A 23,708-nucleotide genomic window follows, 5' to 3' on the forward strand; every position below is an offset into this window, starting at 1 on the left:
GCTATTGTTTGAATGCAGCGTCGCCGCGCTCAACAATTTTCCGCGCAGCATCGACGAACGCACGTGCGACCGGCTCCAGAATCTCGGGCCCGGTCGCGTTGAGATCGTCCGCCGGCGTATGGAAGGTCTGATGGCGGCCGGCCATGCCGAGGAAATTGGCGTAGCCCGCCGCATGGACGTCGCGCAGCTCACCAACCGCCTGCTTCTCCGTCACCAGACGTTTGGCCGCGACTGAGGCAAACGCCTCATCGGTCACCGCAACGGCTGACTTACTGAGCACGAGATAGCGCTCCTCCTCGGGCCTGACGGTGCGAACGCCTTCCGCAAAGGCGTAGCACGCATTCGACGAGCCGAAATGGATCCAGGCCAGCGTCTCCTTCGGCACGGGGGCGCCGTCTTTCAGGAACAGCTCCATGCCGCCATGGCCGATCTCGTGGCCTGATGTCGCGATGAAGACGAAATGCGCCGGCCATTTCTCCGCCGCTGCCGTCCGCGCCAGCGCGAGAAAATTGGCGATGCCGGGGCCGCGCTCGCAGACGCAAGAGTACCAGCCGGTCATCGGCGTGGAGACGACGATGGTCGGCCCGCGGCCGACGCCGGTCTCGGCAATGACATTGCGCCCCGACACATTGCTCTCGTAATGCCCGACAACATCGAACGTCACCGGCGCGCCTGAGGCGAGCGCACGGTCGAACGTGCCACGCATCGTGGCGCCGACCACCATCACCGGCACCGGCCAGGGTGCGTCTTCCTGCGTGACGTTGTAGGCAAACCGGTCGTCGGCAGGATTGCCGATCATCAGCAGGATGGCGGCAGGCTTCTTTCCAGCGGCTTCACTAATCGCAGCACGATGCGCCGGACCGAGATAGGCGCCGCGATCAAACGGCAGATCGACCCAGAGAATTTTGCCGGCGACATCGCCATCCCGCGCGAGCGGCGCGGACAGATGGAAGCTTGCCTTGTCTTCCGGCGGCCACCAGAACGGCGTCGCCTCGACCACCGTACCGCCCGCCTCCGCGCTCGCCCGCTCCACGACATATTGCCGGCCGAGCACGACCGGCTGGAATTTGATCGCGTAGCCGGCCTCGGAGAGCTCGCCCGCGATCCAGTCGGCGGTCGCGCGATCGCCGGGCGAACCGAAGCGGTGCAGACCGAAGGAGGCGTAGCGCGCCACATCGGCATAGAGGCTCGCGCCCGACAACACATCCCTGGCTGCCGCCTGTCCAAGCATCAGAGCCACCATCATTGCGATGAGAATAAGCCGCATGTGAATTCGCTCCCGATCTTTTTTGAAGACCAGTTTCGGCTTTCTTCGGCCGCCGTCAACCACCCTCGCCGACCAGCACGAACGGCGCCCATACGGCAGGATCGGCATTGCGGGGCGACGACCGATCCGCAATCAAGGCCCTCATCGAGCGCCGCAGCGCTTCGGCCCGGCCAATGCCGGGATGCGTCGTGAGTTCGGAGAAGGCCCCCGTGGTCAGGCGCACGGCCGCGTCGGAATCGACCGGCCAGTGCGAAACCAGCAGCGCGCGTGCACCGGCATAGAAGAAGGCGCGCGCAAGACCCGACAGGCCTTCTGCGCCCGGCGTGTCGCCCGCGGCCGTGTTGCAGGCCGACAGCACGGCCCAGTCGGCATCGAGCTTGAGTTTTGCGACGCGGCTTGCGGTCAGTAGACCATCATCGTCATTTGTTGGCTTGTCAGGCAACGTCAGCACGAGTGCAGGTTCGCTGAGGCCGTTGACCTCACCGGCGACGAGACCATGGGTGGCGAAATCGACGACGCGGTATTGGTCCAGCGACAGCTGGTTGACGTTGGTCACGGTCGCGGCCGCACCAAGCTTGACGTCATCCTGCGGCGAAGCACCGAGCGCCTTCGCCACGGCCCGGAGTTCGCCCGCGGTCTCCGGCAGCGCGGGCAGGCCGGTGCGCAGGCGATCAAGATCGACAGCGGAGCCCTCATAGTAGTTCTGGTAGGGCTGCACATTGCGCCCCGCGCGCTTGTCGCCCGGCGATTGTTGAAACACGGGATCGCCGAAGCCGATGAACGGCTTTTGCGCGCGCGATTCCCTGGCAAAACTGCGCAGTGCGCGCAGGCTGGGCACCGAGGGCAGCACCGTGATGGCGCGCTCGTTGAGGAGCCAGGCCGCCTGCCGGTAGCGGTCGGCGGATGCGCCATCAGGCTTCTTCGTCACCAGCACCTGAAACGGCAGGCTGGTCAGCGCTCCCGCCGGAACGATCAGCCATTTCGGCTTGCCGGCGATATCAGCCGTGATCTGGCTAAACAACGCATTGTAAAGCTCGAAGGACGCAGCGAGATCGAACGACGAATGGGCGGTCTCGGAATTGGCAAGCCCCTGCCGCAAATGAGCGACGCGATCGCTGATCTCGCGGCTGCCGAGAGGGATCTGGCGCAGCGCACTGGCCTCGCGAGTGACTGCAAAAGCATAAGTCTTGTCACTGAGCGCGATGAACGTCACCAGCGCTTCGTCCGGTCTCAACAACGCTTGCGTCTGCGCGATCGACAGCGGCTGCGGATTGGACAGTTCGGCATAGGCCGGAAAGCTGCGGTCGAGCTGCGCGGTGACATCGTCGAGCGACTTCTGCGTTTGCGTTGCCTGCGCGCGCAGGCTCGCGATCAGCTGATCGTTGCGCTTTCCGTCCGCCTGCCCGAGCTCCGAGGTGATCCGTTTGCCGAGCGTCTCGAGACTCGTTCTGAGATCCTGCTGCCGCCGGACCAAACCCGCGATCGCATCGTTGCCAGCGCCGAAGCGGGCTGCCATCTGCGACAACGCGGCGCCCGCCCTGGTCTCATGCGCCCGCTGCGCGGCACCAAAGGCTTCGTCGCTCGCAGCGAGGTCGGGCTTGCCGTCAGAGACGCGCCAGATCGCCTCGATCAGCCAGGGATCGATGTCGCTGAAGCGGGCGAATTGCGCATTGCGCTGCGCGTTGAGCGCCGTTGCCGCAAGCCGCAGCCGCGCCAGGCTGTCCGGCCATTTGCCCTCGCGGCGATCAATTTCGGCGAGGTTGATCAGGGTCCCGATGGTTTCCTGATGGTCCGGCCCGAGCTTGCTCTGCGCGATCGCCAGGGCCCGATCAAGCTGGCCGCGGGCCGCGGCCAGCTTGCCGGTCTTCAGGTCGAGCACCGCCACGGCGCGCAGATCCCTGATCAATTGTGGATGGGTGCCACCGAGCACGCGCTGGTCGATCTCGAGGCAGCGCTCCAGATATTGCCGCGCCTCGTCGGTCTGACCCGCGTCCAACAAGGCCACTCCAAGCGAACGCGCCGCCAGCGCGCTCGCGCCGCTGCCCTCCCCGAACTTGTGCTCCATCACCGCCAGCGAGCGACGATACAGGCCGAGCGCCTGATCGTTGCGGCCGAGGCTCGCATAGCTGGTGGCGAGATTGTTGAGGGCGCGTCCCACATCGGGGCTGTCAGGCCCGAAGGCCTTTTCATAGATCGCGAGCACGCGCTCCTGCAAGCCGGCAGCCGCCTCGTTCCTGCCCTGCGCCGAGTAGACGTTGGCTAGATTGTTCAGCGCGATCGCCGTGGTCGGATGGTTCGCCCCATAGATCCGCTCATAGACCTGCAACGTCTGCTGATTGAGCTTTTCCGCCTCGGCGTAGCGGGCCTCGTGCTCCAGCACCGTTGCAAGGTTGCCCATGGTCGCGGCGACATTTGGATGTGCATCGCCGCTACGCGCCCGCGTGACCGCCAGCGCACGCCGCATCGTGGCCTCGGCGTCGCGCAGACGACCCGCGTCGAGATAAAGGTTGCCGAGATCGTTGAGCATCTTGTCGTAGTTCAGCGCGGCTTCGGCCCGGTTGCCAAAGCTGCGGTCGAGTAACTCAAGCCCCTGTTTCAGCAAACGCTCGCCGTCATCAAAACGACCCTGCAAGCCGTAGACATCGCCGAGATTGTCCATCGCGGATGCGATTTCCTGCGGCGGCGCATTTGCAGCCTGCAAGCTCGTGAGCGCGCGCTCGAAATAGACGGCAGCCTCCCTGTAATTCTCCTTGTCGCGCGCCAGTCCGCCAAGCGCGGCAAGCGGGTCCGCAAGGCGGACGTCGTTGGACCCGAATGCGCCGGTGCCGAGGGCCAGCGCCCGCTCGGCGACCGTAGTCGCCTCCGCCCGCCGGTCGAGCATACCGAGCGAGGCGACCAGGATCTTGGAGGTGCGCAGCGTGGAGGCCACGTCGTTGTTGCGCAGCTTGATGGCCAGCGCGGCATTGAGCTTGTCGACCGCCTCGTTGAAGCGACCGAGATTGTTTAGGTACATGCCCTCGTTGTGCAGCACGCCGGCATAGTTCATGTTGTCGGCGCCCTGCTGACGGCGCACGAGTATTTCCAGCTTCTGGGCCGCCGCCAGCCCCTCGGCCCAGTGCCCGCTTTCTGTCGCCGCATTCATCTGCGCCAGCAGCGAATCGAAATCGTTGCCGCGCTGGGCGGCGGCTGGCTTCTGTATGATCAGGGCCGCGAGTAAAAGGGCGGCGAACAAGCGGGCGCGGTTCATGCGAAAATCCCGTCACGCGCGTCAAATAGCAATCCCAGGACCATACGGGCGCTCGCCGGCCCTGTCGACGGCGGGTCGTCGCGACGAGATACCCACGACATGACGCCTCGGACAGAAACGGGCGGCTCGAGCGGCGATCCCCTCACTTTTGCGAGAGCAGACGGTGGCGCGGCTTCGGGCGGCCCGGCCAGTCATCCAATTGTAAAAAAAGCCCGGCAATAGCCTCTCACACGGACGTCCGGCCGGGCCCCGAGGCCGCTTTGACCATCGAGACCAGACACGGCGTCCCACCGGCATGATTTCGAACACGGATACGGAGATTGTCATGAAGCGTGGCATTGCCGTTTTCGCCTCAGTCACAGCGCTGATGGCCTTCATCTATTTCGTTGCCGGCAAATGGGCTATCCATCACAGCACCATGGCGTTCGCCGACATTCTGCGCGGCGACCGCGACGTCACCGTGGAGGTCTCGGTTCGCCGCGACCGCGAGATGGAATCGATCGCGGAGATGATCGAGCTACCGGTCGTGATCCTCAGCCACGGCAACACGGTCAAGCACACCGAGTATTCGTTCCTCACCAATACATTCGCCGCACGCGGCTATCTGGTGGTCAGCATCCAGCACGATCTCGCGGCCGACGATCCCATGGTGACCAAGGTCGGCGAGGAATATGTCGGCCGCCGCTCGCAATACAACCGCGGCATCGCCAACATCCTGTTCACGATCGACGAGCTCAAGAAGCTCTACCCGAATGCGGACTACCGCCATTTGACCATGGTCGGTCATTCCAACGGCGGCGACATCTCGATGTATTTCGCCAAGCTGCATCCGGACCTGGTGAAGAAGGTCGTCACGCTCGACAATCTGCGCGTGCCCTTCATGACCGACGGCAAGGTCAAGATCCTGTCCTTCCGCTCGAAGGACCCGCAATTCAAGGCCGATCCCGGCGTCGTCCCTGACGACGAGACCTGCGCCAAGGCCGGTATCCAGGTGGTCAGAACCGAATTCCAGCACAATGACCTCAGCGATCGTGGCTCGGACCAGGTCAAAGGCTTCATCGGCAGCGCGGTCGACGAATTCCTCAACGAGCTCGGCGAAGACGACAGCCCGTTCAACATGCCGCGCCCGTCGAAGGCGCATCCCACGATCGACCAGCTGACGGCCTCGGTATCCGACCGCTGAGCGCCCGAGCCGCGCATGTCTCCGGCGGCTCTGATGCTCCGCCCTCGCCGGGTGGACGGCACTGATAATGCCGACTATTGGTCGATCCGGCTTTAGCGGCTGAAACTGCCGTCCCTCTTGCCCCCAGCGGTTCATGATGTCATTCCGTCCCGCGCTACTACTCGGCACAATCTGTCTTCTCGTTGCAGGAAGGGCCATGGCCTTCGATATGGCTTTCGATCTCGAGGCGCATCGTGGCGGGCGGGCGCTGCTGCCGGAAAATACCCTTCCGGCCTTTGCCAATGCGCTCACGATGGGCGTGGATACGCTCGAGCTCGATGTCGGCGTGACCGCCGACGGCGAGGTTGTCGTGTCGCACGAACGCGGGCTCAATCCCGATCTCGCACGGGATGCCAATGGTGGGTATGTCGCGGCCCCGGGCACGCCCTTCGTGAAGCTGCAATTCGCCGACGTCAGGACCTACGACGTCGGCCAGATCCGGCCGGACAGCGCCTATGCAAAGCAGTTCCCCGACCAGCATGCCGTGCCGGGGACCCGCATTCCCACGCTGAAGGAGCTGTTCGCGCTGGTGCGCAAATCCGGCAACGAACGCGTGCGCTTCAACATCGAGACCAAGATCGATCCGGATCATCCGGATGAATCGCTTCAGCCGCAGGCCTTCGTCGCGAAGCTGCTTGGGGTGATCGAGGACGCAAAGTTCTCCGACCGCGTCATGATCCAGTCGTTCGACTGGCGGACGCTACGCCTCGTCCAGCAGCAGGCCCCGACAATTCCGACGGTGTATCTGACGCTCCAGCGCGGCTCGGCACCAACAGTCGTTCTCGACAAAGCCACCAACTGGACGGCGGGATTTAGCCCTGCCGATCACGGCGGCTCGCTGCCGCGCACGATCAAGGCTGCTGGCGGTGCGGTGTGGTCGCCCAATTTCGGCGACGTGACCGCCGCGCTTGTCAGTGAGGCGCACACAGAGGGATTGCGCGTCGTGGTCTGGACCGTCAACAAGCCCGACGACATGGCGCGGATGATCGAGCTCGGTGTCGACGGCATCATCTCTGACAGGCCCGACCTGCTGCGTCAGGTCGCCGGCGAGAAGCGAATAAAGCTGCCGCTCGGGACGCCTGTCCAGCCGTAGGCTTGCCCGACCGGCGCGATGCGCCACTTGCTGCGCACCCTCCTCGCCCAGCCGAGGCCGCCCTCCGGCAAAAGGTGAAAAACAACCCCATGCACAGTAGACGTGCGATCGCTCGCCGGCGCTTGGTCCGCTCGGTTAGGCCCTTGCTGCGTCGAGCAAATCAGCGGCAAACCGGCAAGGAGCGCGGCACCTGCGGCGCGTGTTCGTTTTCGTAACCAACCGTGCTGTCTATCGGCCGCGATTCAGATCTGTGTGATTTCGAATTTTTCGAATATTGTTTGACTCGTCGGGCAAAACAGTGGCACTATGCCATGCTGCCTTCGGAGGCTCACGAGCTGGACGCCATATGCGACCCGGGAAAGTCTTGTCCTTCGCGATCCTCAGGTCATGCCGAACCAGATGCTTGATGGTTGCGGGCTCAGCAATTTGAGCGACCGTCGGTCACTATAATTATCGTGTCTCACTTCAGGGGTGAGTCCAGCACTGTCACCGTAGTTCCAGTCGCTGCATTGTCTCGTATCACTTCGGGGATCCAATCTTGTAGGGTGTTCCTTTGACCCGCCTGACAATCGGGATCATTATCCACTCCTTCGTGCGCGGATCTTGGATCCTTGTGTCTTCAACTACGACCATCTGATTCCAAAGATTTGCGCCAGCGACCCATTGTTCGAGCCACGATTGAAGGTCCTGCCCTGTGTCCATCAATCCCGATTCGCTCATTGTCAGGACCGCGCCCGTCGCGTTGTCAAGGCAAGTCCAAATTCCATCACCCCAATCGCAAAGCGGAACAACGTGACGATGGTCGTTCGGCCAGAGTATTTGACGTAACTCCGTTAACGTGCGCCCCTCAACATCCAATGAGCCCCCCGCGATCCCAATCAATCCGTCGCCAGGTCCATAGCCGCCATTACCAACGGTTTGGAGCAAATGTCGGAGTAGCGGATAAAGCAAGAAGCCAAGCTCTTGCTCAGCAGCCCGTATCGACTCTGTCGTGGCGAGCGGCGCAACCTCGCGAGGCCTTATTTTGGCATAGTCGGTACGGGTCTCTGTGTTTGCGATCCGCTTGCCAATCGCAACAACCAGTTCGTTGTTCATCATCGGTCAACTCACGGCCCAAAGATAAATGTGCGAGCACTTGTAAGCCCTGCGCCCAGACTATAAGGCGCAACAGCGCATTGTGAGCACGACGCCGTCCCGTAGACCGGATTTCTTGCAGCACAATCCGGGTACCGGAAAACTACTGCTCCCCGAACCGCAGGCGCCGATACAGTGCGCCGAGGATGTTGGAATAATCGTCGGTCCAGACCCGCACCTTCTCGTCCGGATCGGTCTCCTCCCACTGCTTCGAAGACGCCAGCTTGCCGACGTCTTCAGTCTCGCGCGCGGAGATGACGACATCGGTCGAGAAGATGTAATCGGCGTCGCGGCCGGAATCCTCGTCGAAGACCCAGCTCTTGAGATCGTTGGCATCGGCAATGCCGACCACGACCGGTTCGAGATCGAGATGCCGGTTGGACACGTGCATCACCACGGCGCCGTGCGGCGCGAGCTTGTCCTTGTAGATCTTCATCGCCTCTTCGGTGGCGAGATGAATCGGGATCGCATCCGACGAATAGGCATCGACGATGATGAGGTCGTAGACGCCGTCGGGCTCCCTGGCGAAGGTGAGACGCGCATCGCCGATGACAGGCTTGAAGTTCGGCTGGCAGCTCGAGATGTAGCGGAAATTCTTCGGATCGCTGGCGGCATCAACCATCGACTGATCGATCTCGAAGAACTTCCAGTCCTCGCCGGGCTCGGCGGCGCAGGCAAGCGTGCCCGAACCGACGCCGATCGCCGCGACCTTCAACGGCGCGCCCTTGCGCTCGCGGATCGCGGTGATGGCCTGACCGATACCGCCGTCCTTGTGATAATAGGTGATCGGCTCCGGCCTGCCGGCGACCGGCGTGCCGTCATTGTTGCGGAAACGCTCGGCGCCGTGAATCGTGGTGCCGTGCATCAGCACATGGAAATAACCGCCCGGCGTCACCACGATCTTGTGGACGCCGAAGAAGCTGCGCACGGTGGTGACGCGGCCTTCGTCGGCGGGGTAGATCCGCGTCAAGGCCAGCGCCAGCGCAACGGTGGCAAAGATCTTCCAGCGGCCGGCGTTGAACGCCAGCGCCAGAACGGCTGCGAGCACGCCAACCGCACTGGCGATCCAGACGCGCTGATCCTCGAACCAGGTCGAGAGATCACCCGTCATGGTGGACGGCGCAACCAGTGCCGCCGCGAGCACGGCAAGTGCCAGCCAGTACCACTTCACGATGCCGGCAAAACGCTCGTTTGCCGACGGCCGGCACAGCGCCGCGAGCGCAACCAGGATCGGATATTCGGCAATCCAGGAGAAGGTGAAGGGCGCCACGAGGCCGGCAAAGAGACCGCCGACCATGCCGCCGAACGACAGCGCGACATAGAAGCCGGTGAGATATCTGGCTGCGGGGCGGGTCCGCGCCAATTCGCCGTGACAGGCCATCGCGATGACGAAGAAGCAGAGTTGGTGTCCGCCGAGGGTCAGCAGCAGATTCTGCTCGCCGCCGAAGGCGAGCAGGAAAATGACGCCCGCGATCGCGACCGGCTGCAGCATCAGCATCCATTTGTGCGGCAACAGCGGCCGCGACTGGAACACCACCACCCAGGTCAGGAGGTACAGCGACAGCGGCAGCACCCACAGCAGCGGTGCCGCCGCAACGTCGGTCGAGATATGTGCGGTCACCGCGATGAGCAGGCCTGACGGCACGGCGGCGAGGAAAATCCAGCGCAGCCGCGTCACAAGAGTCGGTGCTGGGGCGTTCCCCTCCTCGGTTTGCGCATCGACGACCGCGAGCTTCGGCGAGCGCAGCAGCAGCACGCCGCAGGCCACGATCAGGAGGATCAGAAGGCCATAGCCGCCGGTCCAGAGCCTGTTCTGCGTGTGCAGCGTGAACATCGGCTCCAGCAGGAATGGATAGGATAGCAGCGCGAGAAAGCTGCCGATGTTGGAGGAGGCATAGAGGAAGTAAGGATCGTGGCCGTCGGGATGTCCGGTGCGCACGAACCAGGCCTGCAGCAGCGGATTGTTGGCGGCGAGCGCGAAGAACGGCAGGCCGATCGACATCACGAACAGGCCGAGCAGCCAGACCGCATAGCCCGACGCAGGCGGCTCGCCATAGGCGCTGGCGATACCGAGCGGCAGCGTGATGAAGGCCGCGATCAGCAGCACCAGATGCACCGCGACCGGAACGACGCGGCTTTTGATCTGCATCAGCAGATGCGCATAGGCGTAGCCGGCGAGCAGCAGCGACTGGAAAAACACCATCGCCACCGACCACACCGCCGGCGAGCCGCCGAGCCGCGGCAGCACCATTTTCGTGAACAGCGGCTGCACCGAGAACAGCAGCAGCGCGCTGACGAAGATCGCAGCCGTATAGACCGTCAGCAGCAGCCGGTTGCGCGACGAGGACGGCAGCTCCGTGGCGGCGGGTTGCACGATCGAATCCATGGGAGCTCCAGGCAAAAGCGTTTTCCAGCGAAGTGGGCACCGGTTCGCGCTCGAAAACGCGTCGAATAAAGCTTCCGGCAGGCGCCGGCCGGGCGCAATGGAGCACACCGCGCCTGAACGGGCAATAAATGGTCTCGTGATGTTGCCGCGAGAAATGCCTGATATAGAACATCATTTCCGGGACGGTCGAAGGACCCGCCCCGGGTTGATCCTGGGAACAGCTAGAATTTTTCATGACTGAAACCGACGTCGTCATCATCGGCGCGGGCCACAACGGCCTCACCTGCGCGGCCTATCTCGCCATGGCGGGCCTGCGCGTGCACGTCGTCGAACGCCGCAAGGTGGTGGGCGGAGCTGCGGTAACGGAAGAGTTTCATCCCGGCTTCCGCAATTCGGTCGCGGCCTACACCGTGAGCCTGCTGAATCCGCAGGTCGTCCGTGATCTCGGGCTCGCCGAGCAGGGGCTGCGTGTGGTCGAGCGGCGTGCGCAGAATTTCCTGCCGGCGCCCGACGGCAGTTATCTTCTCACCGGCGAGGGCCGGACCAAAGCGTCGGTCGCACGGCTCAGCGCGCGCGATGCGGATGCGCTCGACGGGTTTTCGCGCGAGCTCGAGGACATCGCGGATGTGCTGCGGCAGTTCGTGCTGCGCGCGCCGCCGAACCTGCTCGATCATTTTGGCATTGGCGCGCTCCGCGAGGCCGCGAACGCGCTGACGACGGCCAACATCCTGCGCGGGCTCACACTGGAGCAAAGCCGCAGCCTGCTCGATCTCTTTACGCGCTCCGCCGGCGAGATGCTGGACGACCGCTTCGAGCATGATCTGGTCAAGGCGCTCTTCGGCTTCGATGCCATCGTCGGCAATTATGCGAGCCCCTACGCTGCGGGCTCGGCCTATGTGATGCTGCATCACGCCTTCGGCGAGGTGAACGGCAAGAAGGGCGTCTGGGGTCATGCCATCGGCGGCATGGGCGCGATTACGCAGGCAATGGCGCGCGCCGCGCGTGCGCGCGGCGTCACGATCGACCTGGATGCCGGCGTGCGCGAGGTAATCGTCGAGCGCGATCGCGCCGTCGGCGTGGTGCTGGAGAATGGCACGTCGATCCGCGCCAAATATGTCGCGGCCAACGTCAATCCAAAGCTGCTCTACACACGGCTCATCGCAGCCGACGCGCTGCCGCAGGATTTCCTCGCCCGCATCCGCCACTGGAAGAACGGCTCCGGCACCTTCCGCATGAACGTGGCGCTGGACCGCCTGCCCTCTTTCACGGCGTTGCCCGGCGAAGGTGATCACCTCACCTCCGGCATCATCCTCGCGCCAAGCCTCGGCTACATGGACCGCGCCTGGCTCGATGCGCAGGCAGAGGGCTGGAGCCGCCAGCCCATCGTCGAGATGCTGATCCCATCGACGCTCGACGACACGCTCGCGCCTGCGGGGCAACATGTCGCGAGCCTGTTCTGCCAACACGTCGCGCCTAAGCTTCCTGATGGCAAGTCGTGGGACGACCATCGCGAAGAGGTTGCCGATCTCATGATCGCGACGGTGGACAGCTACGCGCCGGGATTTGCGGCAAGCGTGCTCGGCCGCCAGATCCTCTCGCCGCTCGATCTGGAACGGCAATTCGGGCTGTTGGGGGGCGACATCTTCCACGGGGCATTGTCGCTGAACCAGCTGTTCTCGGCGCGGCCGATGCTGGGTCACGCCGATTATCGCGGGCCCGTGAAGGGCCTCTACCATTGCGGCTCCGGCGCCCATCCCGGCGGCGGCGTCACCGGCGCCCCCGGCCACAACGCCGCGCAGGCGATCCTGCGGGATCATCGCAGCCTGTTTGCAAGCCGTGGATAGGCTGTGGATGGGCTGTGGACAAGCCTGTTGGCTGGGCTGTGGTGAAGCGGCGGAAGCTTCGCGCCGAAGCCTGGTACAATCGCGAACCAGGCTGTGGAGAACGGACGGGATAAACCGGGTACAAGCCGGTGGATGGCCTCGGGAGTGTGGGTAGACAACCTGTGGGCACGGATAGCAGCGACGCCTGGCCCCCGAAACGACCTCGCCCGCCAGGAGCAATTCCCAGCGGGCGGTCGTCCAAAAAAGCCATCCATGAAGAAAGTCACCCCCACTGGGAAATGGGAGGCAGAAATTACTTCAAGGAGCTGCTAACCGAACCGAACTTGTCATTCATTGTGGTGCCCAGGCTGTTCACGACGGTGATGATGGCCAGCGCGATACCGGCCGCGATCAGGCCGTATTCGATTGCTGTCGCGCCTCGCTCATCGAACCAGAACTTCGAAACCATGTGCTTCAAGACTCGCCTCCATTTCCATTCCAGGATGTGCTGGTTGCTTCCAACATCCGGAAATCTACGGAATACAACCTGCGGTCTAGTTAACTCGAACATCGCAAGTTATGCGAAAAATCGGGAACAAAAGTTCCCTAAATTGAATCTCGGGGAACCCTGACATGCAGCCTTTGCCCACTCATCGCGCCAGCTTTTCGATCGGCAATGAGGCTGCTGCCAGGCGTGTCGTGGATGTGCTCACGGAGGTGTTTTTCGAGGGCGATGCCGCGGTGGCTGCCTTCGAGAGGCCGGACGGACAATGGGACGTCACACTGCATTTTGCAGAGGCGCCTGATCAGGAATTGCTGCGCGAACTCGTTGCAACTTCTGCAGGAAACGACATCGCAGCCACCCTCGCCTTCGATACGGTCGAGGCCAAGGACTGGGTCAAGGCGAGCCTTGAGGACCTCGTTCCGGTGCCGGCCGGACGCTTCGTCGTCCATGGCAGCCACGACCGCGACCGCGTGGCGCCAAACAAGCTCGCCATCGAGATCGAAGCGGCACTCGCTTTTGGTACGGGCCACCACGGCACCACGCGTGGCTGTTTACTTCTGCTTGACCATGTCCTGAAACATGCGCGGCCGAAGCGCGTGCTCGACCTCGGCACCGGTACCGGCGTGCTGGGAATCGCGGCCGCCAAGGCGTTGCATCTGAGGGTGCTGGCCTCGGACATCGACCCGCCGTCGGTGCGGGTCGCGGCCGAAAACGCCACCCTGAACGAGGCTGGTCAGTCTATGCGGGTGATCCGGGCGACCGGCTTTGCCGCACCGGATTTCGCCAGAAGCGGTCCGTTCGACCTCGTGCTCGCGAACATCCTCGCCAATCCGCTGCGGCAATTGGCCGGCCCGATGGCCCGGCATCTGGCCCCCGGCGCCCGCGTCATCCTCTCCGGCCTGTTGACCCACCAGGCGCCCGCGGTGATCGCTGCCTATCGCGCGCGAGGTCTCGTGCCGCTGCGGCATCTGCGGATCGAGGGGTGGAGCAGTCTGTTGCTGAGAAAGAAGGGGTGAACTCCCTCGCCCCGTTCTTACGGGGATAGGGTTGGGGTGAGGGGCTGTATCCGCGAAGGCGGTGAGATTTGAACTTGCTGAGAGTCCCCATCACCCGATCGCTTCGCGATCGACCTCTCCCCGCAAGCGGGGCGAGGTGAAAAGACCGCGCTACTCCGCCGACTTGTCGTCCCGGCGCATTGCGCGCTCGGCCTGCAAGGCCCGCCTTGCACGCCGCTCGGAGATGCGATCGATCATCTGGCTGATGAGGCCGCGTGGCTTCTTTGGCGGCGTTGCCGCGGGTGCAAGGCGCACCGGCGGCGAAATCTTCTCAAAGGTGAACGCTGGCATCGTGTGTCCCCTCGCCGTTGAGATGAACCACTTGCTCGAATTTCCCTGACATCCGGACGAAGCGCAACTGCTGCATCCACTACTCCACTCAATTCGAATGGAACATTTTCAAGCACAGTCCATGCCAGATGAGATGCCAATTGCGTCTACATTGCGGACTGATCTCCATGATCCTAAACTGAGCTATGTTCGAAGCTCACTTCCAGACATTCGAAGAGCCCGAGGCCGGCGTCGCATTGACGGCGCGGCTGGCGGCGCTCCGTGAAGAACTCGCCCGCCGCAAGCTAACCGGCTTCGTCGTTCCGCGCGCCGATCAGCAGCAAAACGAATATGTAGCGCCCTCCGAGGAGCGGCTTGCCTGGCTGACCGGATTTACCGGCTCGGCCGGGCTCGCGGTGGTGCTGACCCAGGAAGCCGCATTGTTCGTCGACGGCCGCTACACGATCCAGGCGGCCAAACAGGTCGACGCCAAGGCATGGGCGGTGGAATCGCTGATCGATCCGCCACCGGAGAGCTGGGTCTCGACCCATCTCAAAGCCGGCGATCGCCTAGGATTTGATCCGTGGCTGCACACTTTTGCGGCAGCTGACCGTCTCTCGGCCGCTTGCGCGAAGGCCGGCGCCGAACTGGTCGCGGTCGACAGCAATCCCATCGATGCGGTCTGGCAAGACCGGCCGCAGCCGCCGGTCGCGCCGGTCGCAGTCCACGGCCTGCAATATGCCGGCGTTGCCGAGGCCGAGAAGGTCGCGCAGATCAAGAGCGAGATCGAGAAGCTCGGAGCCGAGGCGCTGGTGCTCTCGGACAGCCATGCGGTGGCCTGGACCTTCAACATCCGCGGCGCCGATGTCGCGCATACGCCGCTGCCGCTGTCCTACGCGCTGGTGCCCAAGGTCGGCCGGCCCACGGTGTTCATCGATCACCGCAAGCTTTCCAACCTCACCCGCGACCATCTCGAGCAATCCGCCGACGTGCGCGAGCCCGACGCGCTGACGCCGACGCTGATGGCGCTCGCCAAGAGCGGTGCGGCGATTGCGCTGGACAACGCTACCGCGGCGGACGCCCTGAGCCGGTTGATCACGAGCGGCGGCGGCAAGCCGGTGCGCGGCAGCGATCCGATCGCGCTGCTGAAGGCCGTCAAGAACGCCACCGAAATCAAGGGCACGCAGACCGCGCACCGGCGCGATGCGATCGCGCTCGCGCGCTTCCTCGCCTTCATCGATCGAGAGGCGGGAAGCGGCAAGCTCACCGAGATTGATGCGGTCGAGGCGCTGGAGACGTTTCGCCGCGACACCGGCGCGCTGAAGGACGTGTCGTTCCCGACCATCTCCGGCACCGGCCCGAACGGCGCCATCGTGCATTACCGCGTCACCCGCAAGAGCAACCGGCGCATTGCGCCCGGCGATCTGCTGCTGATCGATTCCGGCGCACAATACGAAGACGGCACCACGGATGTGACCCGCACCATGGCGGTGGGCGAGCCGACCGAGGAGATGCGCGACCGCTTCACCCGCGTGCTGCGTGGCCATATGGCGATTGCGCGCGCGGTCTTCCCTGATGGCACCACCGGCGCGCAGCTCGACACGCTGGCGCGGCAATATCTCTGGGCGGCCGGCGTGGATTTCGAGCACGGCACCGGCCACGGTGTCGGCAGCTATCTCAGCGTGCACGAAGGCCCGGCGCGGATCTCCAAGCTCGGCACCACGCCGCTAAAGCGCGGCATGATTCTCTCCAACGAGCCCGGCTATTACAAGACCGACGGTTTCGGTATCCGCATCGAGAATCTCGAGCTGGTGGTCGCCGCCGATATCAAGGGCGCCGAAAAAGCGATGAACGCATTCGAGACGCTGACCTTGGCACCGATCGACCGCCGGCTGATCGACACCGCGATGCTGAACCGCGACGAGCTCGCCTGGCTCAATGCCTACCACGCGCGTGTCCGCACCGAAGTGGGGCCGGCACTGGACGAGGCGACGAAAGCCTGGCTCGATCAGGCCACGGCGGAGCTGAAGCTCTAAATCCGTCACAGACTGCTGCGCCTTGACGCCGTGCGCATAGCCGTATTCCGAAATGGCCGTATTCGCTCGCAACGCGGTGCGGCTAGTGTCCGGCGATGCACGGCATGATCAGCAAGCCGCCGGACGCGGCGACGAAGAAAATCGCGACCTCGCGCGTGGTGTTGCTGCTGCTGGTCGTCATGACCGGGATCGCGCCGATCTCGCTCTACATCCTGGTTCCGGCGCTGCCTGTGCTGGCGACGAATTTCGGGCGCGACATCTCGATCGCGCAGATGACGGTGTCGCTCTACATGGTCGGCATCGCGCTGTCGCAGCTGATCATGGGGCCGTTGTCGGACAGGTTTGGCCGGCGCCCGGTGCTGCTTGGTGGCCTCGCGCTGATGGTCGCCGCAAGCGTCGCCTGTATCTTCGCCGAAACCCTGCCGCAGCTGATCGCGGCGCGCTTCTTCCAGGCGCTTGGCGGCGCCTCCGGCATGGTGATCAGCCGCGCCATCATCCGCGACATCTACGAGCGCGACCGCGTCGCCTCCATGATCAGCCTCGTGGTTGCCGCCCTGATGATCGGCCAGATGGTTTCGCCGCTCACCGGCGGCCTGATCGAGACTGCGTTCGGCTGGCGCGCGATCTTTTACGCGGTCACGATCGGCGCGCTTGCGGTCTCCGTCGGCATTGCGATCGCGTTGCCCGAGACGCGCCGCGACCGCGCAGTCGGCAGCGGCGGCTTTCGCAGCGACGTCGGCACCCTGATCAAGAGCCGCGCCTTCATCGGCTATGTGATGTGCCAGGTGCTGGCGTCGCAGATCATCTTCACCTTCGCCGGCGGCGGGCCCTATATCGTGGTGACGCAGATGGGCCGGACCAGCGCCGAATACGGCGCGTGGTTTGCCACGACAGGATTTGCGTATCTGGTCGGCAATCTGCTCTGCGTGCGCTTCGCGCCGCGGCACTCGCTCGAAAAGCTGATCTGGTTCGGGCTCGGCCTGCAGCTCTGCGGCAGCCTGCTGAACCTGTTCTGGAGCTTCACCGGTTGGAATGAAGCGCCCGGCTGGCTGTTCGGCACGCAGATGATCGTGATGGTCGGCAATGCCTTCGTGATGGCGAACTCCGCGGCCGGCGCCATCAGCATCCGCCCCCAAGCCGCCGGCACCGCGTCGGGCGCGATGGGCTTCCTGCAACAAGGCATCGGCGCGCTGATGTCGCAATTCGGCGCCTATCTCGGCGGCCATTCCGCGACCACGCTGCCGCTGACGTCTGCCGTGCTGGCGATCTCGCTGCTCTGCGCCTGTATGATGATCTTCGTCGTCCCCCGCCACGAGCTCGTGATGAGCGAGGACTTGATCGAGCAGGCGGAAGAGGAAGAGGCGGGGATGATGTGAGACGCGCACAGCGCGTACCCCAACCTCGCTGTCATGCCCCGGCTTGACCGGGGCATCCAGTACGCCGCGACGCCTATGGCAACAGCGAGAAATCCAACGCTCGCCTCTGGATACTGGGTCGCCCGGTCAAGCCGGGCGACGACAGCGGAACGAATGGCACGAGCGCGCCCCTCACTCCCCGATCAGCTTCAGCCACTCATCCTCGGTCAGCACCTTGACGCCGTGCTTGTTGGCGTCCGCGAGTTTTGAACCCGCACCGGGGCCGGCAACCACGAGATCCGTCTTCTTCGACACCGATCCCGAGACCTTGGCACCTAATCGCTCGGCAGTCGCCTTGGCCTCGTCGCGCGTCATCTTCTCCAGCGAGCCGGTGAACACCACGGTCTTGCCGGCAACCGCCGAGTTGCTCTTCGGCTTCTCGGCGTCGACGATCTCGACCTCCTTGGTCAGCCGCTCGACGATGCCGCGATTGTGGCTCTCGCCGAAATAGTCGGCGATGCTCTTGATGACGGTGTCGCCGATCTGGTCCAGTGCGTCCATTTCCGCGATCGCTTCCTCGTCGCCCTTGGCGACCTTGAGGCAGGCCTCGTGGAAGGCATCCCAGGAGCCGTAGCCGCGCGCCAGCGCGAGCGCCGTGGTCTCGCCGACATGGCGCATGCCGAGTGCAAAAATGAAGCGCTCCAGCGCAATTCTGCGGCGGCTCTCGATAGCGCCGAACAAATTGCGCACCGAAGTCGCGCCGTAGCCTTCGATCTCCTCGAGCTTCAGCTTCGAATTGCGCTTCTCCAGCGTGAAGATTTCGGCGGGTTCCTTCACCCATCCTTCATCGAAAAAATACTGGAGCTGCTTCTCGCCCAAACCGTCGATGTCGAAGGCGCGCCGCGACACGAACAGTTTCAAGTGCTCGATCTTCTGATACGGGCAGGCGAACTCACCGCTGCAGCGGGCGCGCGACTCTTCCTCGCCGGCGGCCGTTTCCCCGCGCACGACGTCGGTGTGCAGCGGGCACGGACACTTCTTCGGAAAGTGGAATTCCTTGGCGCCCTTCGGCCGCTTGTCGAGGACCACGTCGACGATCTGCGGGATGACGTCGCCGGCGCGCTGGACCACGACGGTGTCGCCGATCCTGATGTCGCGGCCATCGCGCAGCACCTCGCCCTTGTTGCCGATGCCCTTGATGTAGTCCTCGTTGTGCAGCGTGACGTTCTGCACGATCACGCCGCCGACGCCGACTGGCTCGAGCTTGCCGACCGGCGTGAACGAGCCGGTGCGGCCGACCTGGATCTCGATGTCGCGCAGCACGGTCAGGGCGCGCTCGGCCGGGAATTTGTGCGCGATGCCCCAGCGCGGCGTGCGCGACACGAAGCCGAGCCGCTCCTGCCAGTCGATGCGATCGACCTTGTAGACGACGCCGTCGATGTCGTAGTCGAGTTCGGCACGCTCTTCCTCGATGCTCTGGTGGAACGCGATCAGCTCCTCGACGGAATGGCAGAGCTTGGTCAGCGGATTGGTCTTGAAGCCGCAGCGCTCGAACCAGTGGATCATGCCGGTCTGCGTCTCTTCCGGCATCGCGCTCATCTCGCCCCAGGCGTAGGCGAAGAAGCCGAGCGGACGCGACGCGGTGATGGTCGGATCCTTCTGCCGCAACGAGCCTGCAGCCGAATTGCGCGGGTTGGCGAAGATGGTGCTGCCTTCCGCCTTCTGCCGCTCGTTGAGCGCGAGGAACGCCTTCTTGGTCATGTAGACTTCGCCGCGCACCTCGCAGACATCAGGGATATTGCGCCCCTTCAGCCTCTCGGGCACGTCCTCGAGTGTCCGGATGTTGGCGGTGACGTCCTCGCCCTCTGCGCCGTCGCCGCGCGTCGCCGCGGTGACGAGCTCGCCGCCCTCATAGCGCAGCGACATCGACAAGCCGTCGATCTTCGGTTCCGCGGAGAAGTCGATTCTGTCGTCGTCGAGCTTGAGGAAGCGCACGATACGGCCGACGAAGTCGCGCACGTCCTCGTCGGCAAAGGCGTTGTCGAGCGACAGCATCGGAACCGAGTGCCGCACCTTCTTGAAACGTCCCGATGGCGCAGCGCCGATCTTCTGCGAGGGCGAGTCCGAGCTGACGAATTCCGGAAAGCGCTTTTCGATCGCGTTGAGGCGCTGGCGTAGCGCATCGTACTCCGCGTCAGTCACAACAGGCGCATCATCCTGATAATAGCGCTTGTCGTGCTCTTCGAGTTCGAGCGTCAGACGCATGTGCTCGACCCTGGCCTGCGCCTTGGTGAGATCGGCGACGTCGCGAAGCGGTTTCGATTTTGCTGCTCTTGCCATGGTGCTTGGATACGACGGAGCGGGCGGGAGGGTAAAGGCGGTAAAGATCCTGTGCCCCGGACGCAGCGCAGCGCCTCTTAGCGGTGCGCTGCAGAGCCGGGGCCCATACAGTGGAAGTTCTGGGTCCCGGCTCGCGCTGCGCGCGTCCGGGACACAAGAGTCAGGACGCCGCCTTGAGCAGCCGGTCCGCGGCCGCCCGCGCCTCGGCGGTGATCTCGGCGCCGGCGAGCATGCGGGCGATTTCCTCGCGGCGGTGGTCGGCGGCGAGCGCGTTGACGCGGGTGGCGACGCGCTTGCCCTTGTCCAGCGCATCCTTGGAGATCAGCAGATGCTGGTCGGCGCGCGCGGCAACTTGCGGGGCGTGGGTCACGGCCATCACCTGAACCTTGCCGGCAAGTCGCGCCAGCCGCGCGCCGATCGCATCCGCGACGGCGCCACCGACGCCGGTATCGATCTCGTCGAACACGAGCGTCGGCGCCGAGCCGCGGTCCGATAGCACGACCTTGAGCGCCAGCAGAAAGCGCGAGAGCTCACCGCCGGAGGCGACCTTCATCATCGGGCCCGGCTTGGTGCCCGGATTGGTCTGCACCCAGAACTCGACGCGATCGAAGCCTTGCGGCCCCGGCGTCGCCTCGTCGGTGGTCACCTGCGTGATGAATTTCGCGCGTTCGAGCTTGAGCGGCGCGAGCTCGGCGTTGACGGCCTTGTTGAGCTTCTCGGCCGATTTCTGCCGCGCGGCCGAGAGCTTTTTCGCGGCAGCCGCATAGCGTGCGTCGGCCTCGATCGCGGCCTGCTCCAGCTTCTTCAGGCGTGAGGCGCCGGCATCGATCAGCACGACGTCGGCGGCGTATTTGGCGGCAAGCGCGGCCAGACCATCGACCGGCGTCGAATATTTGCGCGAGGCGGCGCGCAGAGCGAACAACCGCTCCTCGATGCGTTCGAGCTCGGCCGGGTCGAAATCCGTTGCGGCAAGCGCGGCCAGAAGATGCTGGTCGGCCTCCTCCAGCGCGTTGATCGCGATGTCGATCGCCTTCACGGCCGGCTCGACCAGCGCAGGCGAATTGACACCGCGACGCTCCAGCCGGCGCACGGCGGCCGATAGCGCCGCGACTGGCGAATTATGCCCGCCGACGACCTCCTGCGCCTCGCGCAGATCGGAGGCGATCTTCTCGCCCTGCATCATGGTGGTCCGGCGGTGGGCCAGCGAGGTTTCCTCGCCATCCTTCGGCGAGAGCTGCTTCAGCTCGTCAGAGGCATGGCGCAGATAGTCGGCTTCGCGCGCGGCGCGTTCCATGCCGGCGCGGTGTTCTTCGAGCTCGGTATTGGCAGTGCGGCGCGCGTCCCAGAGCACTTCGACGCTGGCTACGTCCTTTTCGAGGCCGGAGAAGGCATCAAGCAGGCGACGATGGGTGGCAGCATCGACCAGCGCGCGCTCGTCATGCTGGCCGTGGATCTCGACCAGCGCGGCACCGACTGCCTTCAACGTCTGCACGCTGATCGACTGATCGTTGATGAAGGCGCGGGTGCGGCCGTCAGAGAGCTGCACCCGGCGCAAGATCATCTCACCGGTATCATCGAGCCCGTTCTCGGCCAGGATTTTCGTCGCGGGGTGATTCTTCGGGATATCGAACACGGCGGTGACCTGCCCCTGCTCCGCACCGTGGCGCACGAGGCCGGCGTCACCGCGGCCGCCAAGCGCCAGTGCAAAGGCATCGAGCAGGATGGATTTGCCCGCACCGGTCTCGCCGGTCAAAACCGCAAGTCCGGTGGCGAATTCGATATCGAGCCGTTCGATCAGGACGATGTCACGGATCGACAGACGCGCCAGCATGGAACCCAATTTCCTAGCCGAGACCTAAAGGCCTATCTTCTTGAAGGTCTGGCTGATCCAGGACCCCTGATTCTCGCTCGGCTCGAGACCGCCGGATTTTACAAGATTATAGGCGTCCTTGTACCAGCGGCTGTCAGGAAAATTGTGGCCGAGCACGGCGGCGGCGGTCTGGGCCTCGCCGACAATGCCGATCGACATATAGGCCTCGGTGAGACGGTAAAGCGCCTCCTCGACGTGGCGGGTGGTCTGGTATTGCGTCACCACGGCCTTGTAGCGGTTGATCGCGGCCGTGTAGTCGCGCTTCTGCATGTAGTAGCGGCCAACGGCCATCTCCTTGCCGGCGAGCTGGTCGCGGGCGCCCTCGATCTTGGCCTTGGCGGAGGTCGCATATTCGGACGTCGGATATTTGCGCACCACCTCTTCCAGCGAGGCGATCGCTTTCTCGGTGCGGCCCTGGTCGCGGTTGATGTCCGGGATCTGATCGTAATGCGACGCGGCGATCAGATATTGCGCGTAAGCGGCGTCCGGGCTGCCGGGATGCAGGGTGACGTAGCGGGTCGCAGCGCCGATGCAGCTGTCATAGTCGCCGCCCTGGTAAGACGCGTAAGCCGACATCAGCAGCGATTTGCGCGCCCAGTCGGAATAAGGATGCTGGCGGTCGACCTCTTCGAACTTCTTGTTCGCCGCCTTCATGTCCTTCTTTTCGTTCATGAGGTACAGGCCCTCATTGTAGATCTTGTCGGCGGGCTCCTCGACGAAGGTGTCGTCCTTGTTGGTGAACTTGTCCCAGAGGGAGCCGGTGCCGCAGCCAGCCAGCGGCACCGCGAGCAGGAACAGGGTTGCCGCCTGAAGCAGCCCACGGGCTTGAGATGAAATCGAGAGATATCCGCGCGTCATACGCTGTGCCGACATAGATTTAAGACCTGACGCCCTGTGATGCGGTGTCCGCAGGCCCAAGATCCCCGTCATGGGCGCGAAATGTGATCGTGGTGCCTGCCATGCGACCACGCCGGTGTAACCGAAAATCGATCGTTAACCTACCGGATAGGCAGGCATTCCGCCCGGATTAAGGCGAACTTGCCGCAATCCTAGGGGATCATGGTTACCAGGAGTTTCCCGGGAGAAATCGTCGCTTGATCGCCTGCTGCAGCCGGCGCTCAGGACACGTCCGGCCCGTAGGCCGCGGCGATCCGACCACCGACAATGCCGCTGCCGACCTCGACCACGGGACGCGTGGTGCGGCGGGCTGCCTCGCCCTCGACCACCCGCCAGGCGGTACGGTCGGCGAGCAGTGCGGTCAGGACGGCGTGGTTGAGCTTGTGTCCGCCACGCACCGAACGATAGGCGCCGAGCAGCGGCAGGCCGGCGAGCGCAAGATCGCCGATCACGTCGAGCACCTTGTGGCGGGCGCATTCGTCGGCGTAGCGCAGGCCCTCGGTGTTAAGCAGCCGCTCGTCGTCGAACACGACGGTATTTTCAAACGAGGCGCCGAGCGCGTAGCCCGCGCTCCAGAGCCTGGCAACATCGCCCATCAGACCGAAGGTCCGGGCGCGGCCGACTTCGCGGCGGAAACGTTCCGGGCTGACGTCGAAGCCATAGCTCTGCTGGCCGATGACAGGATTGGTGAAGTCGATCTCGACCTCGGCGCGGAAGCCATTTGCGTAGGGCCTGATCTCGCCGAAGGAGTCGCCCATCTTGACCGAGATCGGCTTCAAAACCTGGATGAACCTGCGCTGAGCCGGCTGGTTGACGATGCCAGCCTGATCGATCGCGGCGATGAAAGCAGCGGCGCTGCCGTCCATGATCGGCACTTCGGGACCGTCAACTTCGATGACGGCGTTGTCGACCCCCATGCCCCGCAGCGCAGCAAGCACATGCTCGGCAGTTGAAATCAGCGGACCGTCGCGATCACCAAGGACAGTCGCCAAATCGGTGGCCACCACATGCTCGGCAGTCGCCTGGATCTCGCGGTCACTTCCCTCAAGTCCGGTGCGGACAAAAATAAGACCTGCATCGACAGGTGCAGGTCCAAGCGTGAGCGTGACGGGAAGACCGGAATGAACGCCGACGCCGGCCACGGTGGCTTGCGCACGAAGCGTTGTTTGCCGGCTAAATTTCATCAGGAACCCGCCCCACTACAACCT

General features: G+C 64.1%; 16 protein-coding genes. 6 read left to right on the plus strand and 10 right to left on the minus strand.

What is annotated here, in order from left to right:
• Position 1: 1 nt before the first annotated feature.
• Positions 2-1,267, minus strand: a complete 1,266-nt coding sequence (locus tag M2427_RS16090) for a hypothetical protein (RefSeq protein ID WP_280707382.1) — start codon at positions 1,265-1,267, stop codon at positions 2-4.
• 55 nt (positions 1,268-1,322) lie between these two features.
• On the minus strand, positions 1,323-4,514 hold the full coding sequence (locus M2427_RS16095) for a CHAT domain-containing protein (protein ID WP_280707383.1): 3,192 nt from the start codon (positions 4,512-4,514) through the stop codon (positions 1,323-1,325).
• Between the two features lie 325 nt (positions 4,515-4,839).
• On the opposite strand from M2427_RS16095, the gene M2427_RS16100 reads away from it, so the two are divergent.
• Together M2427_RS16100 and M2427_RS16105 are read left to right on the plus strand one after the other, a co-directional pair.
• Positions 4,840-5,697, plus strand: a complete 858-nt coding sequence (locus M2427_RS16100; protein ID WP_280707384.1) for an alpha/beta hydrolase — start codon at positions 4,840-4,842, stop codon at positions 5,695-5,697.
• Positions 5,698-5,893: 196 nt separating this feature from the next.
• Positions 5,894-6,829 carry a glycerophosphodiester phosphodiesterase gene (locus tag M2427_RS16105; RefSeq protein WP_280707385.1) on the plus strand — a complete coding sequence of 312 codons (936 nt, stop codon included), beginning with the start codon at positions 5,894-5,896 and terminating at the stop codon, positions 6,827-6,829.
• A gap of 519 nt (positions 6,830-7,348) precedes the next feature.
• On the opposite strand, the gene M2427_RS16110 is transcribed toward M2427_RS16105, so the two are convergent.
• Together M2427_RS16110 and M2427_RS16115 are read right to left on the minus strand one after the other, a co-directional pair.
• The gene (locus tag M2427_RS16110) at positions 7,349-7,927 is read right to left on the minus strand and encodes an SMI1/KNR4 family protein (RefSeq protein WP_280707386.1); all 579 of its coding nucleotides are present in this window, start codon (positions 7,925-7,927) and stop codon (positions 7,349-7,351) included.
• 139 nt (positions 7,928-8,066) lie between these two features.
• Positions 8,067-10,349, minus strand: coding sequence for a fused MFS/spermidine synthase (locus M2427_RS16115; protein WP_280707387.1), 2,283 nt, complete (start codon positions 10,347-10,349; stop codon positions 8,067-8,069).
• A 233-nt stretch (positions 10,350-10,582) separates the two neighbouring features.
• Between M2427_RS16115 and M2427_RS16120 the strand changes: the two genes are divergently transcribed.
• On the plus strand, positions 10,583-12,193 hold the full coding sequence (locus M2427_RS16120; RefSeq protein ID WP_280707389.1) for an NAD(P)/FAD-dependent oxidoreductase: 1,611 nt from the start codon (positions 10,583-10,585) through the stop codon (positions 12,191-12,193).
• A gap of 292 nt (positions 12,194-12,485) precedes the next feature.
• On the opposite strand, the gene M2427_RS16125 is transcribed toward M2427_RS16120, so the two are convergent.
• The gene (locus tag M2427_RS16125; RefSeq protein WP_280707391.1) at positions 12,486-12,650 is read right to left on the minus strand and encodes a Flp family type IVb pilin; all 165 of its coding nucleotides are present in this window, start codon (positions 12,648-12,650) and stop codon (positions 12,486-12,488) included.
• 155 nt (positions 12,651-12,805) lie between these two features.
• On the opposite strand from M2427_RS16125, the gene M2427_RS16130 reads away from it, so the two are divergent.
• On the plus strand, positions 12,806-13,693 hold the full coding sequence (locus tag M2427_RS16130) for a 50S ribosomal protein L11 methyltransferase (RefSeq protein WP_280707392.1): 888 nt from the start codon (positions 12,806-12,808) through the stop codon (positions 13,691-13,693).
• Positions 13,694-13,843: 150 nt separating this feature from the next.
• Here M2427_RS16130 and M2427_RS16135 read toward each other — a convergent pair whose 3' ends face one another.
• Positions 13,844-14,023, minus strand: a complete 180-nt coding sequence (locus tag M2427_RS16135; protein WP_168998205.1) for a hypothetical protein — start codon at positions 14,021-14,023, stop codon at positions 13,844-13,846.
• 185 nt (positions 14,024-14,208) lie between these two features.
• On the opposite strand from M2427_RS16135, the gene M2427_RS16140 reads away from it, so the two are divergent.
• Both M2427_RS16140 and M2427_RS16145 read left to right on the plus strand, forming a co-directional pair.
• Complete coding sequence (locus M2427_RS16140) at positions 14,209-16,038, plus strand: aminopeptidase P family protein (protein ID WP_280707394.1); 1,830 nt, start codon at positions 14,209-14,211, stop codon at positions 16,036-16,038.
• A gap of 95 nt (positions 16,039-16,133) precedes the next feature.
• Positions 16,134-17,414 carry a multidrug effflux MFS transporter gene (locus M2427_RS16145; protein WP_280707395.1) on the plus strand — a complete coding sequence of 427 codons (1,281 nt, stop codon included), beginning with the start codon at positions 16,134-16,136 and terminating at the stop codon, positions 17,412-17,414.
• A 171-nt stretch (positions 17,415-17,585) separates the two neighbouring features.
• On the opposite strand, the gene ligA is transcribed toward M2427_RS16145, so the two are convergent.
• The 4 genes from ligA to lpxC form a co-directional block, all read right to left on the minus strand.
• On the minus strand, positions 17,586-19,733 hold the full coding sequence (ligA, locus tag M2427_RS16150) for an NAD-dependent DNA ligase LigA (protein WP_280707396.1): 2,148 nt from the start codon (positions 19,731-19,733) through the stop codon (positions 17,586-17,588).
• Between the two features lie 160 nt (positions 19,734-19,893).
• Positions 19,894-21,564, minus strand: coding sequence for a DNA repair protein RecN (gene recN / locus M2427_RS16155; protein ID WP_280707397.1), 1,671 nt, complete (start codon positions 21,562-21,564; stop codon positions 19,894-19,896).
• A 24-nt stretch (positions 21,565-21,588) separates the two neighbouring features.
• Positions 21,589-22,476, minus strand: a complete 888-nt coding sequence (locus tag M2427_RS16160; RefSeq protein WP_280707398.1) for an outer membrane protein assembly factor BamD — start codon at positions 22,474-22,476, stop codon at positions 21,589-21,591.
• Positions 22,477-22,721: 245 nt separating this feature from the next.
• Positions 22,722-23,684: a UDP-3-O-acyl-N-acetylglucosamine deacetylase gene (gene lpxC, locus M2427_RS16165; RefSeq protein ID WP_280707399.1), complete on the minus strand. Its 963-nt coding sequence runs from the start codon at positions 23,682-23,684 to the stop codon at positions 22,722-22,724.
• Positions 23,685-23,708: the final 24 nt, after the last annotated feature.

It is taken from the genome of Bradyrhizobium sp. BR13661, from assembly GCF_029892425.1.
GTDB lineage: Bacteria > Pseudomonadota > Alphaproteobacteria > Rhizobiales > Xanthobacteraceae > Bradyrhizobium.

Excerpts from the sequence above, each read along its gene's own strand:
- M2427_RS16090 (WP_280707382.1), bottom strand. The coding sequence starts at position 1,267 with ATGCGGCTTATTCTCATCGCAATGATGGTGGCTCTGATGCTTGGACAG.
- M2427_RS16095 (WP_280707383.1), bottom strand. The coding sequence starts at position 4,514 with ATGAACCGCGCCCGCTTGTTCGCCGCCCTTTTACTCGCGGCCCTGATC.
- M2427_RS16100 (WP_280707384.1), top strand. The coding sequence starts at position 4,840 with ATGAAGCGTGGCATTGCCGTTTTCGCCTCAGTCACAGCGCTGATGGCC.
- M2427_RS16105 (WP_280707385.1), top strand. The coding sequence starts at position 5,894 with ATGGCCTTCGATATGGCTTTCGATCTCGAGGCGCATCGTGGCGGGCGG.
- M2427_RS16110 (WP_280707386.1), bottom strand. The coding sequence starts at position 7,927 with ATGATGAACAACGAACTGGTTGTTGCGATTGGCAAGCGGATCGCAAAC.
- M2427_RS16115 (WP_280707387.1), bottom strand. The coding sequence starts at position 10,349 with ATGGATTCGATCGTGCAACCCGCCGCCACGGAGCTGCCGTCCTCGTCG.
- M2427_RS16120 (WP_280707389.1), top strand. The coding sequence starts at position 10,583 with ATGACTGAAACCGACGTCGTCATCATCGGCGCGGGCCACAACGGCCTC.
- M2427_RS16130 (WP_280707392.1), top strand. The coding sequence starts at position 12,806 with ATGCAGCCTTTGCCCACTCATCGCGCCAGCTTTTCGATCGGCAATGAG.
- M2427_RS16135 (WP_168998205.1), bottom strand. The coding sequence starts at position 14,023 with ATGCCAGCGTTCACCTTTGAGAAGATTTCGCCGCCGGTGCGCCTTGCA.
- M2427_RS16140 (WP_280707394.1), top strand. The coding sequence starts at position 14,209 with ATGTTCGAAGCTCACTTCCAGACATTCGAAGAGCCCGAGGCCGGCGTC.
- M2427_RS16145 (WP_280707395.1), top strand. The coding sequence starts at position 16,134 with ATGCACGGCATGATCAGCAAGCCGCCGGACGCGGCGACGAAGAAAATC.
- ligA (WP_280707396.1), bottom strand. The coding sequence starts at position 19,733 with ATGGCAAGAGCAGCAAAATCGAAACCGCTTCGCGACGTCGCCGATCTC.
- recN (WP_280707397.1), bottom strand. The coding sequence starts at position 21,564 with ATGCTGGCGCGTCTGTCGATCCGTGACATCGTCCTGATCGAACGGCTC.
- M2427_RS16160 (WP_280707398.1), bottom strand. The coding sequence starts at position 22,476 with ATGTCGGCACAGCGTATGACGCGCGGATATCTCTCGATTTCATCTCAA.
- lpxC (WP_280707399.1), bottom strand. The coding sequence starts at position 23,684 with ATGAAATTTAGCCGGCAAACAACGCTTCGTGCGCAAGCCACCGTGGCC.